19 protein-coding genes and 1 riboswitch are annotated in these 19331 nt (G+C 48.8%); of the genes, 15 read left to right on the plus strand and 4 right to left on the minus strand.

Annotated elements, in window-relative coordinates; genetic code table 11:
- Positions 1-64 precede the first annotated feature (64 nt).
- Complete coding sequence (locus tag HP548_RS15735; protein ID WP_053779648.1) at positions 65-499, plus strand: BrxA/BrxB family bacilliredoxin; 435 nt, start codon at positions 65-67, stop codon at positions 497-499.
- A 137-nt stretch (positions 500-636) separates the two neighbouring features.
- On the plus strand, positions 637-1446 hold the full coding sequence (nadE, locus tag HP548_RS15740) for an ammonia-dependent NAD(+) synthetase (protein ID WP_076290496.1): 810 nt from the start codon (positions 637-639) through the stop codon (positions 1444-1446).
- A 96-nt stretch (positions 1447-1542) separates the two neighbouring features.
- Here the strand turns inward: nadE and HP548_RS15745 are convergent, their stop codons facing one another.
- Positions 1543-2358, minus strand: a complete 816-nt coding sequence (locus HP548_RS15745) for an alpha/beta hydrolase family protein (protein ID WP_175382181.1) — start codon at positions 2356-2358, stop codon at positions 1543-1545.
- A gap of 186 nt (positions 2359-2544) precedes the next feature.
- Between HP548_RS15745 and acpS the strand changes: the two genes are divergently transcribed.
- Positions 2545-2961: a holo-ACP synthase gene (acpS, locus tag HP548_RS15750; RefSeq protein ID WP_076290494.1), complete on the plus strand. Its 417-nt coding sequence runs from the start codon at positions 2545-2547 to the stop codon at positions 2959-2961.
- 58 nt (positions 2962-3019) lie between these two features.
- Positions 3020-4351 carry an A/G-specific adenine glycosylase gene (gene mutY / locus HP548_RS15755; RefSeq protein ID WP_175382215.1) on the plus strand — a complete coding sequence of 444 codons (1332 nt, stop codon included), beginning with the start codon at positions 3020-3022 and terminating at the stop codon, positions 4349-4351.
- A 116-nt stretch (positions 4352-4467) separates the two neighbouring features.
- Here the strand turns inward: mutY and HP548_RS15760 are convergent, their stop codons facing one another.
- Positions 4468-5079 carry a superoxide dismutase gene (locus HP548_RS15760; protein WP_024632995.1) on the minus strand — a complete coding sequence of 204 codons (612 nt, stop codon included), beginning with the start codon at positions 5077-5079 and terminating at the stop codon, positions 4468-4470.
- Between the two features lie 537 nt (positions 5080-5616).
- Here HP548_RS15760 and HP548_RS15765 point away from each other — a divergent pair.
- The 8 genes from HP548_RS15765 to HP548_RS15800 all read left to right on the plus strand — a co-directional run bounded on the left by HP548_RS15765 (position 5617) and on the right by HP548_RS15800 (position 12704).
- The gene (locus tag HP548_RS15765; RefSeq protein ID WP_024632996.1) at positions 5617-6042 is read left to right on the plus strand and encodes a GNAT family N-acetyltransferase; all 426 of its coding nucleotides are present in this window, start codon (positions 5617-5619) and stop codon (positions 6040-6042) included.
- A 422-nt stretch (positions 6043-6464) separates the two neighbouring features.
- Positions 6465-7070, plus strand: a complete 606-nt coding sequence (gene lepB / locus HP548_RS15770; RefSeq protein WP_246318079.1) for a signal peptidase I — start codon at positions 6465-6467, stop codon at positions 7068-7070.
- Positions 7071-7244: 174 nt separating this feature from the next.
- Positions 7245-9086 (plus strand): tRNA epoxyqueuosine(34) reductase QueG, encoded by a 1842-nt coding sequence (queG, locus tag HP548_RS15775; RefSeq protein ID WP_099858753.1) that lies wholly within the window; start codon positions 7245-7247, stop codon positions 9084-9086.
- Between the two features lie 15 nt (positions 9087-9101).
- Entirely contained in the window at positions 9102-10133 is a 1032-nt protein-coding gene (locus tag HP548_RS15780; protein WP_076290491.1) for an HD-GYP domain-containing protein, read from the plus strand.
- Positions 10134-10356: 223 nt separating this feature from the next.
- Positions 10357-10620, plus strand: coding sequence for a YneF family protein (locus HP548_RS15785; RefSeq protein ID WP_076290490.1), 264 nt, complete (start codon positions 10357-10359; stop codon positions 10618-10620).
- Positions 10621-10699: 79 nt separating this feature from the next.
- Positions 10700-11293: a GTP cyclohydrolase I FolE gene (folE, locus tag HP548_RS15790; RefSeq protein WP_076290489.1), complete on the plus strand. Its 594-nt coding sequence runs from the start codon at positions 10700-10702 to the stop codon at positions 11291-11293.
- 261 nt (positions 11294-11554) lie between these two features.
- Positions 11555-12409: a lipoate--protein ligase family protein gene (locus HP548_RS15795; protein WP_175382182.1), complete on the plus strand. Its 855-nt coding sequence runs from the start codon at positions 11555-11557 to the stop codon at positions 12407-12409.
- Between the two features lie 70 nt (positions 12410-12479).
- A complete protein-coding gene (locus HP548_RS15800) occupies positions 12480-12704 on the plus strand; it encodes a hypothetical protein (protein WP_053779639.1) in 225 nt (74 codons plus the stop codon).
- A gap of 144 nt (positions 12705-12848) precedes the next feature.
- Here the strand turns inward: HP548_RS15800 and HP548_RS15805 are convergent, their stop codons facing one another.
- Both HP548_RS15805 and HP548_RS15810 read right to left on the minus strand, forming a co-directional pair.
- Positions 12849-14126: a Fe-Mn family superoxide dismutase gene (locus tag HP548_RS15805; protein WP_099858749.1), complete on the minus strand. Its 1278-nt coding sequence runs from the start codon at positions 14124-14126 to the stop codon at positions 12849-12851.
- Positions 14127-14323: 197 nt separating this feature from the next.
- Entirely contained in the window at positions 14324-15352 is a 1029-nt protein-coding gene (locus tag HP548_RS15810; protein WP_076290486.1) for an alpha/beta hydrolase, read from the minus strand.
- A gap of 358 nt (positions 15353-15710) precedes the next feature.
- On the opposite strand from HP548_RS15810, the gene HP548_RS15815 reads away from it, so the two are divergent.
- The 3 genes from HP548_RS15815 (at position 15711) to HP548_RS33745 (ending at position 19189) form a co-directional block, all read left to right on the plus strand.
- Complete coding sequence (locus HP548_RS15815) at positions 15711-16454, plus strand: IclR family transcriptional regulator (protein ID WP_063568040.1); 744 nt, start codon at positions 15711-15713, stop codon at positions 16452-16454.
- A gap of 119 nt (positions 16455-16573) precedes the next feature.
- A riboswitch (TPP riboswitch) is annotated at positions 16574-16687 on the plus strand.
- Between the two features lie 363 nt (positions 16688-17050).
- A complete protein-coding gene (gene thiC / locus HP548_RS15820; RefSeq protein WP_246318091.1) occupies positions 17051-18835 on the plus strand; it encodes a phosphomethylpyrimidine synthase ThiC in 1785 nt (594 codons plus the stop codon).
- 219 nt (positions 18836-19054) lie between these two features.
- Positions 19055-19189, plus strand: a complete 135-nt coding sequence (locus HP548_RS33745; RefSeq protein ID WP_281364870.1) for a hypothetical protein — start codon at positions 19055-19057, stop codon at positions 19187-19189.
- Positions 19190-19331: the final 142 nt, after the last annotated feature.

The following is a 19331-nucleotide window of genomic DNA, read 5'->3' on the forward strand; positions in this document are numbered from 1 at the left end:
GAATAGCACAAAAGCATTTAATTTTTTAAATAATAGAACTCACATGTTTAAGGAGTGAAACCGAATGTCTATGTCATTTGATCAATACATGAAAGATATGGTTCAACCGATGCGGGATGATCTGACTCGTTTGGGAATTCAGGAGTTGCGTACTCCAGAAGAAGTTGAAGCAAGTTTGCCGGATGCCAAAGGTACTGCTCTGGTTGTTATTAACTCGGTCTGTGGATGTGCCGCAGGTCAATGCCGCCCAGGTGTATCCCAAGCACTTCAGCATGATATTACACCAGACCACCTGTACACGGTATTTGCTGGTCAGGACAAAGAAGCTACAGCGAAAGCACGTGAATACTTTGCACCGTATCCTCCATCTTCACCTTCCATCGCTCTGATGAAAGACGGAGAACTCGTTCACTTTATTGAGCGTCATCAAGTGGAAGACCGTTCTGCGGAGGAAATTGCGGCTGAGCTCACAAGTGTGTTTGACCGTTACTGCCGTTAATTAGCTCAAGCAACGCCCCGCCTTTCGGATGACCGATGCCGGGGCGTTTCATTTTGAGCAAATAGGGTTATTGAACCATTCGGACCTTTCAAAATGGACATCAAATTTCATTAATTTAGAAACGGGGTGTGTGAACGATGAGTTTGCAACAACAGATCATCGCTGAATTGAAGGTTAAACCAAGCATTAATGAAGAAGAGGAAGTGCGCAAGCGCGTTGACTTTCTTAAAACCTATGTGAAAAATGCCAATTCCAAAGGATTGTTAATTGCAATCAGTGGCGGGATTGACAGTGCTGTAGCAACGGCGCTTTGCAAAAAAGCAACGGACGAGCTTACAGCAGAAGAGAATAAGGAATACAAAACGCTGGGTGTATTCCAGCCTTACGGTGAGCAATCGGACATTGACCATAGCTATGCTGTGGCCAAAGCTTATGACCTGAAGCATGTCGTAGAAACCAACATCGAAGATGCAGTTAACGAAATCGCACTGGAAGTGGAGCAAGGTTTCAAATCCATGGGCAGCCCGCGTCATATGACTCACCAAGGCAAAGGGAACGTGAAAGCGAGAACCCGTATGGTGATGCAATATGCTCTGTCCTTTGAGGAAAACCTGTTGGTTGTCGGAACAGACCATGCCTCTGAAGCCATCACGGGCTTTTACACCAAATGGGGCGACGGAGCCGTGGATATTACACCACTGAGCACCCTGAACAAACGTCAAGTGCGTCAGCTGGCTGCGTATTTGAACGTGCCACAGGCCATTTTGGACAAGGCTCCATCAGCAGGACTCTGGGAAGGCCAGACCGATGAAGATGAACTGGGCATTTCGTACGAAGCGAACAGTGACTATCTGGAAGGCAAACAGATTGATCCGGCTGCACAAGAGCGTCTTGAAGCATTCTACACACGTACCCATCACAAACGTAATGCCATTCCTGGCATCTAATATGGATTGCAAGCATGCCATGTGGTATGGACAATGCAAGCATCTGAACAGCAAAGAGTCACTGCATAAGGCAGCGACTCTTTTTGTTATGCAAGATTAGTTAATCCAAGTTGCGATCTGACGAAGTGTTTCGGCGATCGCCTGCTCAAGCTGCGGCGTCGATTCCTTGAATGGATGCACAGTGTTAAAAGTATGATTTCCGCCGGGAATCTGGTGCCACGGGATATCCGGGCGAGCCTGAACCAGTGCGGCCGAGCCGTTACGCAGCCGTGTGCCGTCCTCTGTCCCCTGAATAAGTGCCACACGCAGAGGGGAAGAAGCCAAACGATCAATGATGGCGTAACGATCCTTATGCTTGTCCAGATCTTCCAGAATGGACACGTCCAGAGGCATCTGCTGGCCGGTTCGCCCGTTCGTGACATGGCTGCGGCCCTGTGTGCGCATTTCTTCTTTTTGTTCAGGGGTAAAGAGATCCAAGTTGGTTACACCGTTCCAGGAGAGTACGCCTGCAATCTGTTCGGGATGATCCAGTGCGTACACCAGGCTTACGCCTGCACCGCGGCTATGTCCAAGTAGAAATACCGGCAGTTCGCTAAATTCTGGCTGTGTGAACACATAATCAAGCAGTGTTGCCAAGTCGGCAAGCTCTCGGCTGTACGTATTGATTGCAAACTTTTCAAGTTCAGAAAATTGCTCCAGATCTACTCCAACTCCGTTGTGAGAGAAATTGAAGGTCAGGACGTGATAGTTCTCGCTTAGCTGGGATGCAGTGTAGGGGAACATGCCCCAGTCTTTGAAGCCTTTGTAACCGTGAGCCAGGATAATGATTCCTTGGGCGGGTCGCCGTGCGGTGAATATATTTCCGCGAATGACGGCATCTCTGCCAACAGGCAGTTCAAATGCTGTGGACATATCTTATTCCTCCTAAAGTTTCATCTATTTCTGATTCATATTTTAACATAAATGGTAATGTGGACGAAGGTACTCGCATCCGTGCGCGCCTCCTGCTACAATAGAATACGTGTTCGGATAAGTTACGGATCAGATGACCGAATGGAGATCGTTTACAGCATAAAAGGTTAAGCGGGTGAAGCGTTGATGATATATGGCATTGGAAACGACGTGCTGGAGATTGGGCGTATGCGCAGGCTGTTGTCAGGTCAACACGCCGAAGCGTTTATGAAGCGGATTTTAACGCATGCAGAGCGAGAGATTGCGGATCATCGGGGCAAACGGATGGTAGAGTTTGTATCCGGTCGATTCGCAGCAAAGGAAGCGGTGTCCAAGGCGTTTGGCTGCGGCATTGGAAGCATGATGAGTTTTACCGACATTGAAGTGCTGCCTGACGCGAAAGGGCGTCCCGTTGCCACACTTTCTGCTGAAGCATGGGAACGACTGCAGCTGCCGTACGGCAAACAGTATGATATTCATTTGAGTATTACGCACCAGACGGAGCTGGCTGCGGCCTTTGCTATAGTAGAGCAGATGGGGAAGACGGTACCCGGATCTGAATAGTAACAATGTGGGAGAACGTGTGAAGAACGTAAGCATGGTAACAGGAGAGGACGGGAATATGGGTTTATTGGAACAGAAACGACATTTCAGCGTGAATTTGCTGGATTGGTATATGGTCAACAGACGGGATTTGCCGTGGCGTCGCCACAACAATCCTTATTTTACGTGGGTATCGGAAATTATGCTTCAACAGACTCGGGTGGATACGGTGATTCCGTATTTCAATCGTTTTATCGGGAATTTTCCGACCGTACAGGCTCTGGCTGAAGCACCGGAAGAAGAGGTTTTGAAAAATTGGGAGGGACTCGGATATTATTCGCGTGCCCGCAATCTTCAGGCGGCTGCCAGACAAGTCATGGAGCTGCACGGTGGGGAGATGCCTCAGGACAAGCAAGCGGTCTTTGCGTTAAAAGGGGTGGGCCCGTATACAGCCGGGGCCATTCTCAGCATTGCCTTCAACCAGCCGCAGCCAGCGGTGGATGGCAATGTGATGCGGGTTCTGTCCCGATACTTCCTCATTGATGAGGACATTATGAAGGGCAGCACCCGGGTGTTGATGGAAGAGCTCGCAGGAGAGCTCATTCCGGAAGGGCGTGCGCGTGATTTCAATCAGGCGCTGATGGAACTTGGCGCGCTGGTGTGCACGCCCAAAGCGCCGCACTGCCTGACTTGCCCGGTCATGGAGCAATGTTCCGGCCGCATTGCCGGACGGGAGCTCACGTTGCCGGTCAAGACCAAGGCGAAGCCGCCGCGCCCAGAGCAGCGGCTGGTTGCCATTGTGGAGGGCCGCGGTGCTCATCGCGGCCGTGTACTTGTGCGCCAGCGCCCAGCAACGGGCCTATTGGCCCGCATGTGGGAGCTGCCGCATGTGCTGGCGGCGCCCGCCACAGCCGGCAAGAAGGCGGGGCCGCTGGCAGATGAGCCGGCCATGGCTTTGCTGGCCGGCAGTCTGTGGGCGGAAGGCTTCGCTGCCCGCCCGGAAGGGCTGGCTACCCATGCGGAGCATGTGTTCAGCCACATTGTCTGGAGCCTGCAGGTGTACAAGTGCACTGAGCAGGACCAGAGTAACGAGCTTCCGCTGATCGCTGCGGAAGCCAGAGCCGCCTACGATGCACAGGCAGCTGCCAAGGAAACCACTGCTCCAGCCCAAGCATCGGAGCCAAGCATGATTGATGAAGCCAATATCTCAGGCTCATTTGATGAGCAGGGGGAGCCGTTGTCGGCAATTGCCGCAAGTGACCCGGCGCATGATGTAATGAGTGGTAAAGGCGATGGCCAAATCTATCGCTGGATTGGTCCGGAAGATATGGACAAAATGGCATTCCCCAACATTTTTCTGAAGCTCATCAGCAGTTATTTTGCAGGAGCATATGACGATGTTAGTGAGTAATGGGTGCCTGCCATACCAATATTAAATCAACCAACGTGCAACAAACAAAAGCACACAAAAAAGAGCCTGATCCGGTCGCTTTGACCGAATCAGGCTCTTTAATTATGCTGGCAGTCTTATTTCGCTGCAGCGTAACGTTTGTTTACTTCATCCCAGTTGATTACATTCCAGAAAGCACCGATGTAGTCAGGGCGTTTGTTTTGATATTTCAGGTAGTAAGCGTGCTCCCATACATCCAGACCCAGAACCGGAGTCAGACCTTCGAAGAGAGGGCTGTCTTGGTTAGGTGTGCTAGTGATGGACAATTTGCCATCTTTACCAACTACGAGCCAAGCCCAACCAGAACCGAAACGAGTTGTAGCTGCTTTAGCAAAATCTTCTTTGAATTTGTCAAAGCCACCCAGTTCGCTATCGATTGCTGCTGCGATGTCGCCAGTTGGAGCGCCGCCGCCGTTAGGTCCGATGATTTCCCAGAACAGGCTGTGGTTAGCATGTCCGCCACCGTTGTTGCGAACGGCTGTGCGGATACCTTCAGGTACGCTGTCAAGGTTAGCAATCAGATCTTCCAAGCTTTTACCTTGCAGTTCAGGAGCGCTTTCCAGAGCTGCGTTCAAGTTCGTTACGTAAGTATTGTGATGGCGATCGTGGTGAATTTCCATCGTTTGCGCATCAATATGTGGTTCCAGTGCGTCGTTAGCGTAAGGAAGTGCTGGTAATTGAAAAGTCATAATGAAATACCTCCTGAGATTTTTGGATTTTTGTTAAGGTCAGCATTTTGCATAATTCAATTCGAATCGCTTCCGGTACAAGTTCTAGACGAATAGGTTCACTTCGATCTATATCTTGCTGAGTGAAAGTCGCTCACAGGATTTATGCAAATTGCTCAGGTACCTATGTAATAATACCCTTGTCACTAATATTAAACCGCATTCGGGCTAATTAAGCAACATTTTTGTTTATTAAGTCCCCCCAGACGTTAATCCATTCATGGGCCAGAGATAACAAACATATTTTACCCATTATGAAACTATTTATGTGATTTTAGGGCTTTGAATAGAGGAAAAGTTTAATATTCGGATGTAAACGGTTACAATTAAGCGCTTTCAAAAGAAAATGCGTGTTTTATGGCGTAAAGTATGGTTTAATTGACGGAGAAGCGGTATTTTCTCGTTTTTTGTCATTATATGAACATTGGGTTTTTGGTAAAAAGGGGAGCCCCTTTTTGTAAAACCTCATCTAAGCTAACGAAAAGGGAGATTTAAGACATGCACGTTCGTTCCTTTCAGTTGAGTGATGCAAGCCAGATGACAGAGCTTCTCCAGGTTGCACTATCGGAAGAGTGTTATGAGAACACGATGGGCCCGTTTGCCCGTCAATTGTCATGGGATTCTGACCTGATCATGGTTGCGGAAGAAGAGGGAGACCTCGTCGGCGCTTTGATCGGTACGATTGACCACAACCAGGGATGCATCTATCGTATTGCGGTCCATCCAGACTATCGTCGCCGCGGAGTCGGCAAAAAACTTGTCGAGGCCATGGAACAAAGGTTCCAGCAGCGTAAAGTCAGTCAAATATGGGTGGCGGGTGATGAGCACAACAAAGTAGCCATGCCTCTTTATGAAGCAATGGGTTACGGTGCCAATCAGATTATGAGCGCTTTCCAGAAACTCAGTATTTTGTCCAAAGCTTAGTTTGCAGGGTTAAAAAAGAAATATAACAGATTTTCATTTCATATTAGGCGTATCTTTCAACGTGTAACAACGTGAGGGATATGCCTTTCTATTTATATGGGTGCTTTTCACCGATTATTCCCCTTTTTTCGCCACTTCTGAATGCCATTCCATTTAAATTAATCCCTGGTTCAACTGTTTTAATCTCGTTGTTATTCACCCTTCAAGTTGTATTGGTGCTCATAACCAATTGTTTCACCCTTGCAAATGAAGTAGAATTAAAAGGATTATGATCACTCAATTTTGGTAATATCAGAACATATAAACGCGGAACGCCAGCTTCCTGATATGTTTAAGAAAAACGTTCACTATATGCGATCTGTCTTCCTTGAAAGTATGTCGATCGACGTTTTTTTCACAAAATGGATAAACGAGGTGTCTCTTTGAACTCCAATAATCTTTCAACGGAGCATGTAGCTTCTAAGGAACGAAATGGTCCGGGAGTGCCTGATCCACCGGAGAAATCCTGGGGTGCAGAGCTTTGGGACTGGGTGAAAACCATAGTGATTGCTTTTGTAATCATGATGCTGTTGAACCTGTTTGTATTCAATCTTTCGATGGTCAAAGGTCAATCGATGCAGCCGACGCTGGTTGAGCGGGATCGTCTGTTTGTAAATAAAATTGTATATGATTTTGGGACACCGTCCCGATCAGATGTTATTGTGCTTCGTGATCCAAGCGAAGGTGTGGAGAAAAAAGATTTTCTGGTCAAACGGATTGTCGGGCTTCCCGGAGACACGGTTGAAGTACGGGACCATCATTTATTCGTGAATGGGGAGCAGCAAGCCGAAACGTACACGGATACGGAGGTTCAGGACCCTGATTTTGGACCGATTACGCTGGAAGCGGATCATTACTTTGTAATGGGAGATAATCGTCATGAAGGCAAGAGCAAGGATAGCCGTGTGTTTGGCAGCATTACTTCCAGTGAAATTGTAGGCAGGGCGGAGTTTATTTTTTGGCCGTTCTCAGAAATTAAAAAATTGTAAAATGTTAGCAGGACAAGGACAACAACTTCACGCTGCATTTTGCGTTAAACGATATAGACTCGGTTTCTTTTTAGCTCCGGTATGTCCGACTTGTATATCGAAATCAGCGCCTGTCCTCCCACCTGAGGCGGGCGTTATTTGCGGAATTAGCGTGGAAGAAGAGAGGGAATAGATATGACGAGTGTACAGACCGGAGCAGCAAAGGCAGCAGCTGTATGGGAGAAGTTAAAACAAGAGATTAAGGCAGCAGCTCCCGAGATGGGTATTGATGATATAGGATTTGCTTCGGCAGAACCATTCGTGACCTTGAAGTCCATTCTGGAGCAACATCGGGCGAAAGGATTCGAGTCCGGATTTGAGGAGCCTGATATTGAGAAAAGGATACGTCCAGAGTTGAAAGATGGCGAGCCTGCTTCGCTCATTGCGATTGCCGTGGCTTATCCATCGAAGATGGTTAATCCGCCGAAGTCGGAGCCGGGTGCATACCGTGGTATTCTGGCTCGTTCCGCCTGGGGTCAGGATTATCACCAAGTCCTGCGTGCAGCAATGGACAAGCTGGTTCATTTTATACGTGAACGCGTACCTGAAGCCATGATTGAAAGTATGGTAGACACGGGGGCGTTGGTGGACCGTGCTGTTTCCCAGCGTGCGGGGATTGGATTCAGTGCCAAGAACTGTGCCATTATATCGCCCAAATTCGGTTCATGGATCTTTCTCGGCGAACTGGTCACGAATATCCCGTTTCAGCCAGACAACCCGGTGACCGAGGATTGTGGTGAATGTACGAAGTGTATTGATGCCTGTCCAACTGGAGCACTGGTCGGGCCGGGACAACTGAATGCACAGCGCTGCATTTCGTTTGTGACCCAAACGAAAGGCTTCGTGGATGAAGAGTTTATGCTCAAAATTGGCAACCGTCTGTACGGTTGTGATACCTGTCAGATTGTTTGCCCGAAGAATCGGGGTAAAAACTGGGACCACCATCCTGAGTTTCATCCCGATCCGGAGATTGTAAAACCTTTGCTGATACCGTTGCTAGACATCGGTAACCGTGAATTCAAAGAGCGCTTCGGCCAAAGTTCCGCCGCTTGGCGGGGCAAGAAGCCAATTCAGCGCAACGCCGTAATTGCCCTTGGCAATTTCAAAGACAAAACCGCTGTACCGAAACTAACGGAGGTACTGAAGCGTGATCCGCGTCCCGAGCTGCGGGGAACTGCAGCTTGGGCGCTGAGCAGAATTGGAGGAGAAGACGCAATGAGAGCCATTGGGGAAGCTGCCGCTAACGAACAAGATGGGAACGTGCTAAGCATGCTGCAGAAGGCCAAGGAACGACTGAGTTCGTCCGAGACCTTACCCGATAAGCCTCAGGCAGAGCCAAAGAGCAACGATAAGCCTGAGGATCAGAAGGAACAGAATAAGACACCCGAACAGGAAAATGGGCAGACGACAGAGCCTGCCAAACCAGAAGCTGCAGCATGGAAACCATCAGCCGTAACAGGTCTGCATGGTACGCCGGTATATTACGATGAGGTGCTAACGCCGATCGGTACACTTACGCTCTGTGCGACGGATAAAGGCCTGTGTCACATTGATTTTGGTGCATTCCATGTGCGCGAGGCGCATTTGCAACAATGGGCTCGTACATGGATTGGCGAATATCGATATGAGAAAAATGAAGAGAAGCTGAGCGAAGCTGCACAACAGTTGAAGCAGTATTTTGCAGGAGAACGAAAAGCGTTTGATCTGAAGCTCGATTTGTTTGGAACACCATTCCAGCTACAAGTATGGCAAGTCCTGTCCGATATATCTTATGGAGAGGCCTCAACACACCAACAGGTTGCGGAAATCATCGGCAGACCCAAAGCTGTTCGCGCAGTTCTGGATGCTATTAGTAAAAATCCGATTCCGATTATTATTCCCTGTCACCGCATCAGCGGTAAAGACGGAACCCTGGTGGGTTATGTAGGCGGGCTGCAAACCAAAGAGCAATTGCTCAACTTGGAGCAGCAATCGTAAGAGCGGGGGACGTTCATGAAGTATGTTAACGTGGAGAGCGTGGAGGCGGGGGAGCTTCTGGGCAAAACCATATATTCCGGCAACGGCACGGTGTTGCTGTCTGCCGGAGTCCAGCTCACCGTATTTATGGTTAATACGCTGAAGCGTATTGGCGTGACCATGCTGTACATCCAGGATGAAGCGTATAAAGATGTGGATACAGAAGACATTCTGGATGAAGCCACGAAAAAGGCAGTAATTAATGAAATGAGTGTTACGCTCGATTCTATCCGTTCCGGGAAAGACTGGAGCCCGAAGAAGGTCGCCATCAGCATAGATAAATTGTTGAACGATGTTCTGAACGGGCGTGAACTGCTTGTTCAGCTCACAGACATTCGGACCAAAGATAACGCACAGTATGTTCACGCCATGAATGTATGTTTGCTTTCTTCTGTCATTGGTCTGAATCTGGGGCTTAACTATGTGCAGCTCAAGGATCTGGCCGTCGGAGCTCTATTGCATGACATCGGCAAAGTGGGGGAGCCACCTGGCAGCGGTTCAGCAGCAAACTCATCCCTGCATCACACGTGGAAAGGGTTCGAGTTGATCAAGTCCAAACGGGAGTTTAATCTGCTTGTGGCACATACGGCTCTGCAGCATCATGAGCATGTGGATGGTACGGGACTACCGAGGGGCATTCAGGGAAAAGACATTCATCTTTTCGCTAAAATCGTCAGTGCAGCTAACACGTATGATAATCTGATCAATGGCCTTTCGGGTAGAATTATGCTGCCACATGAAGCCTGTGAAGAGATGATGGCGATGTCTGGCACGAAGCTGGATCGTGACATTCTGATCGAATTCAACCGGAGTGTGTCCGTTTATCCGAATGGAACAGCAGTTCGATTGTCTACCAAAGAGACCGGAGTCATTGTGCGTCAGCACCGGGGTCTGCCTGGTAGGCCGGTCATTCGGGTGGCACGTGGCAGTACACGTTATGATCTGGATGTGATTGAAGTGGATCTGGCTCAGCATACAACCGTTTTCATAGAGGCGGTACTGATGTAACTTATACGGATGCTCCTGAGAGATTTACAGAATGTTTTCGATCTGTTTTCTGGATGTTAAATTCAGCGTATAGCTGGAAAATCCGTTTGCTCAAGGCGTGCGGAAATGCTATGATAACTTTCAGGAAATCCGGTGCGTGTCATGTTTGCATCGTGAGCGTATAACATCATGTGCTGACACGGATCATCAGGCTTTTTAGATTGCATACAGAGGTGTCTAAGAGATGGAAATAGCAATACCGATTATTACATTGATTGTTGGTCTGGTCGGAGGATTTTTCATTGGGGTATACTACTTGCGGAAACAGCTTGAGAAAATGCAAAGCGATCCCGACATGCTCCAGAAGATGGCGAAGCAAATGGGTTATAACCTGAACGGCAAGCAAATGCAGCGCGCCCAGCAGATGATGAAGAACCAGCAGCCAGGCGCGAAGATGCCTCAGCCGCAACAACATCCTGCGCGTAAAAACTCGGGCCGCCGAAAATAATAGCTGTGAGCGAGCATTATGCATAATGCTGAAATGAATAGCTGCTTACAGTATGTGGTTCGAAAGGAGGCGTTCGGCAGTGGCTGGCGTTAAAGATTATTTGAATTCAAAAGTATCCGACAATCGGGAGAAGATCGAGTATCACATTGAACAGATCTTGCAATTGATCGGTGAGGATAGTACGCGGGAAGGGCTGCTAGAAACGCCTGCACGCGTAACCCGGATGTATGAAGAGATTTTTGGCGGGTATGAAGTGGACCCGCGCGATGTACTTGGTGTGACGTTTGACGAGAATCATGAAGAACTGGTCATTGTGAAGGACATTGTCTATTACAGCCAATGTGAACACCATATGGCGCCTTTCTTCGGTAAGGTGCACATTGGATATGTACCGAGTGGCAAAATTGTGGGATTGAGCAAAATGGCCCGTCTGGTGGAGGCAGTTACCCGCCGACTGCAGGTTCAGGAGCGAATCACCTCACAGATTGCCGATATTCTGACTGAAGCGGTAGAGCCGAACGGTGTCATGGTTGTCGTGGAAGGCGAGCACTTGTGCATGTGTTCCCGCGGCGTGAAGAAGCCGGGCAGTAAGACGGTTACATCTGCTGTACGTGGTTCTTTCCGTGACAATCCGGCACAGCGTGCTGAGTTCCTGTCGCTGGTAAAAGATTAAAAGTTCGGGCTCATTCCACACGTTGGACAAGCCAGAAGCATCGGATTCTTTGGCACCATCATGTTGCTTCCATTTTAGTCGGCATTTCGCTGAATCTGAAATGGCAGTATAGATGCTTGTGCCAATGGAAGCTTTCTTAAATAAGCCGTGTTCCCTGGGGAACCGGCTTATTTATATATTATTTTTGCATTCATGAGGATACATAAGGGTCATGTAACTATTTCAATTCATCCAGATTAGTTTAGTCGGAGGCTATCTTATATGAGTGTACCGTCCAATTCAGATCAACCCGGATCGCCGGGAGCAAAGCAGCAGATGCAGCTGGATCATTCATTGCGTGTGCAAATTTGGGAGACACCGTTGCTGCGGCACGGGAGCAGTGTGCTTGAAGCATTTGCTTGGGAAGAAGTCATGTGCCGCCGGGTGGGAGAGGGCCAGTTGCCCGTTGCTCATATATGGCGGCATCCAGATGCCTTTGTAGCAGGATTGCGGGATCGGAGGCTACCACAGGCGGTGGAAGCAATGGAACGCATTAGAAGCCAGGGAACAGCGGTCTGCGTTCGTCCATCCGGTGGTGCAGCAGTTCCCCTGAATCCAGGGGTGGTTAACGTATCTTTAATTTTGCCCAACCCTGGACGAGCCATCAATATACACGATGATTTTCGGGAGATGGCCTCACTGATTGCTGAATCGCTAACACCGTGGTCGAGTCAGGCACGTACGGGGGAGATCGAAGGCGCCTTCTGTCCTGGCGATTATGATGTCAGTGTGGGTGGACTGAAATTCTGTGGTATTGCCCAGCGTAGACAGGCCAAGGCTTATATCATTACGGCCTTTATCATCGTGGAAGGACAAGGGGACCAATTGGCAGCCGACGTGCGTGAGTTCTATCAGGATGCAGCAGACGGTGCCAGCGAAGGCTATCCGGATGTTCGGCCCGGAACGATGGCGAGTTTGCAGGAACTGGCAGGTGTCCCTTCTGCTGCGGCGTATACAGCCTCGCTGGTACGTACACTGCGTCAGCGTTTTCCCCTGGCGCAGACGAGCCGTGTGTTGAGCGTGGATCAGGAAGCCGTTAGACGGACGGCTGAGCAGATGAAACTGCGTTACGATTAGGTTCAGAAGCTTGGACTTGGAATTGGGTAATAGAGATGATATGATGTGATTTCGGAAGGAGAGTGTCTACATGGAAACTTTAAGATATACGTACTTATATGAGGTCATTTCAACAGGCGAAAAGTCTGAATTTAGCCAAATGGCTACAAGCAAGGAAGAAGCAGCTGCCCTGATCGTTGCGCGTATCGCTGATCTTGAATTTACAGGTGAAGAAGATATCAAGCTGGGCGATCTGATCGCAATTAGCAAACAGGTTGGCGACAACTATGTTGCCTGTGAGGGTTGCGCCTCTTAATGGCGTGAGGTCCGTAGATTATCCTATTACTCGCAAGTCTTCTTGAATCAGGAGGCTTGCTTTTTTTTTTTTTTGCGATCCAAGAGATATCTTTCAGTCTGTAAACTGGAGATATCTCTTTTTCGCATAACTCCAATCCTAATTTCAATAAGGCGGCCATAACAGCTTGCGTGCAGTTTCATAACGTTCCGCCACAGCTGGCCAGTACACAACCTTCCACCAGTCCTCGATATATTTTTTGCGTTCATTCTGGTGTTTCAGATAGTAGGCATGCTCCCATACATCAAGCGGCAGGAGAGGCACAATGTCGGACTGAGATAAATTCTGGTGTTTCTCCGCTTGTAAAATTTCCAATCTATGCGCCCGCGGGCTCCATACCAGCATGGCCCATCCGCTGCCTTCTACTTTGTTGGCGGCTTCGGTAAATTGATTCTTGAACGCTTCATAGCTGCCAAAATCCCGCTTGATCTGCTCTGCGAGCATACCGGAAGGCTTGCCTCCGCCTTTAGGGTTCATGATCGTCCAGAAGATCGTATGCAGGTAGTGGCCTGCGCCATTAAATGCGAGTTCGCGTTCCCAATGTTTGACGAGTTCAAAATTATTCTTTTTCCGCGATTCTGCCAGCTTTTTCTCCGCGGTGTTCAGTCCGTCCACGTAGGATTGATGGTGCTTGTCATGGTGTATGCGCATCGTCATCTCGTCAATATGTGGTTCCAGCGCATTGTAGGCGTAGGGTAGGGGTGGCAGTGTGTGCCCTCCAATAGGCACGGGTTTCTCCTTGACCGGCGCAGCTGTAGAGTTGGTTGTGTCCTCTGCATTTGCATCGGGAGACTGTACAGTCGCTGAAGATTGTGCCTGTAACGCTGGAGTGGAGTTATTGATTTTTCCCGCAACATTGGACGATTCTTCTACAGCTTCACGATAGGGCTGTTCGGAAACGGGCGTTGAAGCAACTTGTACTTGTACGTTGGGATCAGACACCAAATCTCGCAAAGCTCCAGATTGTTTCAGCGTTTCAAGTACCCCCAGGAAATACTCGGATTCACGTATAAAATGCAGAATAACCACTTTGGCAATCGGCACTTGCTGAACAGCAGTACTTTGCTCCAGTAGGACGTACAACTGTCTAATGAACTCTCGCGATTGTGTGCAGGCAGCCGCTACGAGTTGTTCAATGCAGCGGATGATGTAAGGAGCAGGCGGCTGGGTTCCAGGCAGTATTTGCTTCAACAGCTGATTCGCGACTCGTTCGCTATTCTCAAAGATCGCTTCCCATTCCGCAAGCCATTTAACATAAGAGGGTTCAAGATCAGGGACCAAGGCACGAATGACAATCGTATGTTCCTTCTCTTGCTCTTTCCAGAAACGGACTTCTTCGAGTATCCGCAGAGGAAGCAGATGCCCATATCCATACCAATTCATAAGCGGTAAACCTCCGTTCAGATGAATTTGAATTCAGATCCAGCAGCAGAAATGAATTTTGTTTCCCCGGTTCGCTCAATTTTGTAATGTACAAGGTAGAGCTGTCTTTAATTACATCCCAAAAGTATATTCTTCAGGTATGTTGTCCTATGTACACAAAAAAAGAGCCCCCTAGGGGCTCTTGAATTATCGGATTTTCACGATTCTCCGGTATTGGTATTTTCCACATCATCGCTGCTCGTCTTCGTCACATGACTCAGGAATGTGGAGACACGGCGCAGATATTCCTTCGGATGCTCCCGGAAGATCAGCTCATGATGCGCACCGTCCACAATCCATTCATCGGAATTTGAATTGGTTTGGTTGCCGGCAAGCAGCTCAGCAATCGGGTAAGGAGCTTTCTCATCCTCGGTACCATGGATGAAGAAAATCGGGAAAGGATAATCTTCTTTTTTCACTTCTTGATACGGAATCTGCTGCAATCCGGTCCCGTTCAGAATAGGGAACAGCAGGTTCATAATCTCCAGCGTAGGCTGACGCGGAAGATCAATCTGATTATGGATGTTGTGATAAAGCGTATCCGGCTCAAGCAGGAACGTGCTGTCCAGAATCATAGCATCCACATCTTTGGTAATCAGCCCAGTTTGCAGGGCTGTACCTGCACCCATGGAGAATCCCCATACGACAAGCTCCTGAGCTCCGCGCTGCTTCGCAAACTGGATAGCACCAAGCAACTGCTGGGACTCGGCTTTGCCGCCTGTAGCGACAGCTTTGTTCACCTGTGAAGCGAAACCGTAATCGAACATCACCACATTGAAGCCAAGTTGATGAGCATAATGGGCCAGGTCATACATCGGTACCCAGGTTTCTTCACGATTCGCACCATATCCATGGCTGAATATGATGGTTTTGTTTGCATTATCATCAGCCGGAATATACCAACCCTGCATCGTTCGACTGCCGTCTGCTGCCGGAAACGTGATGTCTTGATACTTCATGTTCTTCGCCTGCATGGGATTGGAGAATACAGGCGCTACAGTTGGATTGGATAATACCCAAGCAATATAACCGTGTAGTGCAATGAAACAAAAGAGCAGAAAAAATACAACGGAGAGCAACAACGCCACGACAATATGTTTGAACCGGATCAGCCTCGGTGATAACGAAGAAGGCAGATCTGACACTTTCGTTTGCAGCGGGGCTTCGCTCTGGGATGTCGGATACATGATTGCCCCTCCTTTAAAAATCAAATGAAGATAACAACGAGACGAACAGAGCGGATAAATGATTTTTCTGACTACTTATGAAGCAAAATCTTAATTTAATATATCTTTATCGTATGTTCCAATATAGTCAAAGTCAATTGATTGAGGCCATTTGTTACGCAATTGTTATATAGTTCTGAAGATATATGGGTAACATTTCCTTAGGGTGCAAAATGCAGGGGATTCTAATTTATAAAAAGAAAATATTTACAAATATCCCTATTCCAAATGGCGCTTTTTGGTTTACAGATGAGACCGTTTCTCATATAATTTATGTAACCAAGTTTCATGTGATGAAACATGAGGAGGGCAACTTGCCATGGAAGACCGAAAGTTAACCGTCCGGGCTGTAGAACGGGCGCTGGATATATTATTGTGTTTTACAACCCGCAGTGATCTGGGACTCACGGAAATTGCCAGCCAGATCGGTCTGCACAAGAGTACAGTCCATCGTCTGATGGCTACTTTGGAGGACAAAGGGTTCGTAATCCGGGATGCTGCAACTGAGAAGTATCGACTCGGCATACGCATCTGGGAACTGTCTGCCCATATGTCTCGCAGCGATGATCCTGCCATTTTGCTCCTTCCTGCGATGGAGCGGCTGAGAGATCGACTGGGCGAAACCGTGAGTTTATATCTGCGTGATGGCAGTGAGCGGATTCGAATTCAAGCCGTGCAGAGTGATCAGGCGATTCGTCGTGTAGCTCCGGTGGGCGTCAGACTTCCGTTATCAGTGGGAGCATCCAGCAAAGTGCTGATGGCTTTTGCCACCGAAGAGGACCGCGAAGATCTGATGAATGGACCGGAATGGCCGGTATTTATCGATCCCAAAGTATATTTGGCACAGATGAAAGACATTCTGGAATACGGCTACGCAACAAGTTATGAGGAACGTGAACCGGGAGCCGCAGCAGTATCTGTACCCATAATGGATCGGAAAGGCAACATCGCTGCTGCCCTGTCGGTATCCGGGCCTGTTAGCCGTCTCTCGCAAGAAACGTTGCATGAATACGCACCTGTGTTGAAGGAAGCTGCTACGCAGATGGGGCTTATGCTATCCTGATCTTATTTTCTGGAATTTAAAGGTTGTTTTTATGATTCGGTTGCGCTACTCTGTAATGGATGGCCCAACAGGGTCAGCATAATTGAATATGAATCTGCGGCCTAGATGCTGCAACTTGTTAACGTTACTGGGGGAGTCCGAATTGTCCGGACTGAGACGGAATCGCATGAGATTCCGGACCCTTTGCACCTGATCTGGATCATACCAGCGTAGGGAAGTAATCGGCGATACGATCACGAACACCATATAATTTAACCTATAGATAGGCTCCACTAAGGAGTCTCTATAAGGTGTGTTATTGGTGATGGAGATAAGCCGGTTCCCTTGGGAACCGGCTTTTTTTATACAGTAAACAGGCGAAAGCTGGTGTCAGAGCTGCTTTTGGATAAAGAGCTGGGAGCATTGGCGAGCATTGGGTTCCGATATCTTTTGCCTCGTATGTCTGTATTACTTGAATTGTATGTCTCTATTTTGTGTTGTAGGGTCGCTCTTTCTTTTTCTATGTTGTGGATGGTTTGGAGCCGTGTGCAAGTATTTCAATCCAGGCAAACACTAATGAGGAGGAGACAAGAGCGATGAGTACAGGAAACCGAACGATGGGACAGGACAAGCAGGATCAGCAGTTGGCAAAGGAAAAAGGTACGGCAGGACGGGTTCAGCCCTTCCCGGGCAGCCGCAAAATTTACATTCATGGCTCACGACCTGACATTGCAGTACCGGAGCGTGAAATTGCCCTTCATGACACCAATACTCCTCAAGGAGTGGAGTATAACGAACCGCTGCGTGTCTACGATACGAGCGGACCGATGACCGACCCCGGATTTCATGCCGATATCCGGGCAGGGCTGCCAGCACTGCGTACCCGCTGGATTACGGAGCGTGAAGATGTTGAAGCCTACCAGGGACGAACGGTAAAACCGGAGGATAACGGATTGAAACCTGGAGGAAAGCGAGCTGGAGCCGAGAAGTATCCAGGCTTGCGTGGTAAACCATTGCGGGCACAGGCAGGGCGCTGCGTGACCCAGATGCATTATGCACGGCAGGGAATCATCACGCCGGAGATGGAGTTCGCCGCCATTCGTGAGGGTGTGGAACCGGAATTTGTACGGCAGGAGCTGGCGAGTGGCAGGGCCATCCTACCGTCGAACATTAATCACCCGGAGAGTGAGCCAATGCTGATCGGGCGTCATTTTCATGTGAAGATCAATGCGAACATCGGAAACTCTGCGGTATCCTCCTCCATCGAGGAAGAGGTGGAGAAGATGACTTGGGCCGTACGCTGGGGATCGGATACGGTGATGGATCTGTCCACAGGCAAGGACATTCATACGACCCGCGAATGGATTATCCGCAATTCACCTGTACCGATTGGAACAGTACCGCTCTATCAGGCGCTGGAGAAGGTCAATGGAGAAGCCGAAGCACTAACCTGGGAGTTGTATCGTGACACGCTCATTGAGCAGGCAGAGCAGGGTGTGGACTACTTTACGATCCATGCAGGCGTGCTGCTCCGATATATTCCGCTCACCGCCAAGCGTATGACAGGCATTGTGTCACGGGGCGGGTCCATCATGGCAGCATGGTGCCTTGCACATCATCAGGAGAATTTTTTGTATACCCATTTTGAAGAAATCTGCGAGATTATGAAAAAGTATGACGTGGCGTTCTCGCTCGGAGACGGACTTCGCCCAGGAAGCATCTACGATGCCAATGATGAAGCTCAGATGGCTGAACTGGTTACGCTTGGAGAACTAACACAAATCGCCTGGAAGTATGATGTGCAGGTGATGATTGAAGGTCCAGGGCATGTGCCGATGCACAAGATCAAGGAGAATGTCGATCTGCAAATGGAGATATGTAAAGAGGCGCCGTTCTATACGCTGGGACCGCTGACGACCGATATTGCACCAGGATATGACCATATTACCTCGGCAATTGGAGCAGCGATGATCGGTTGGTTTGGTACCTCCATGCTCTGTTATGTTACGCCAAAAGAACATCTGGGCCTGCCCAATAAGGATGATGTGCGGGAAGGTGTTATCGCCTACAAGATCGCTGCTCATGCCGCTGATCTGGCGAAAGGTCACCCGCGTGCCCAGCGGCGGGACGATGCGCTGTCCAAAGCACGCTTTGAGTTCCGCTGGCGCGATCAGTTCAACCTTTCGCTGGATCCGGAACGTGCGCTATCCTACCACGATGAGACGTTGCCGGCGGAAGGGGCCAAGGAAGCCCATTTCTGCTCCATGTGTGGGCCGAAATTTTGCAGCATGCGCATTACGCAGGATATTCGTGCTTTTGCCGCAGACAAAGGTTTGTCCGAAAATGAGGCCGTGGCAGCGGGTATGCAGGAAAAGGCTGAGGAATACCGGACACGCTCTTAGGCGTCGTTACAGCGTAATCTGGGCGGCCTGACATGGTGAAAAGCCGTTCCTCTCCGTGATTGCGGAGAGGAACGGCCTCTTACTTGGTATGCGGTGCGCACACTTAACTTCGAAGGACAAGGATAACGACACAACATATTTTATCAGTTGTAGGTTGATTGTCTCGCAGATGTTTAATAAAATGAATATAAGTAAAAACAAATAAGAGTAGCCAGGCCAATGGCTACTCCTGCACAGCATTTGCGGTGGGTATTCCTCCAAGTGCAGCATAGTTCGGACGAAGTGACCCGTCAGGCCGTCAACCTGTGGCGGGTCACTTCTTTTTACGGTCGATGTATGTCAGGAGCGCAATAATTAACATTGCGAACACGATTACGTCGTTGAAAGAGAAGTTCATAGAATCACCTCCCACCGGAGGCAACCTATTTCCCACCACAAATTGGCTGTACAAAATAATTATACCATTCGAAAGTCTCTCATTCGAGAGTCTTTTTAT

It is taken from the genome of Paenibacillus taichungensis (assembly GCF_013359905.1).
In the GTDB taxonomy this organism is placed as follows: Bacteria; Bacillota; Bacilli; order Paenibacillales; family Paenibacillaceae; genus Paenibacillus; species Paenibacillus taichungensis.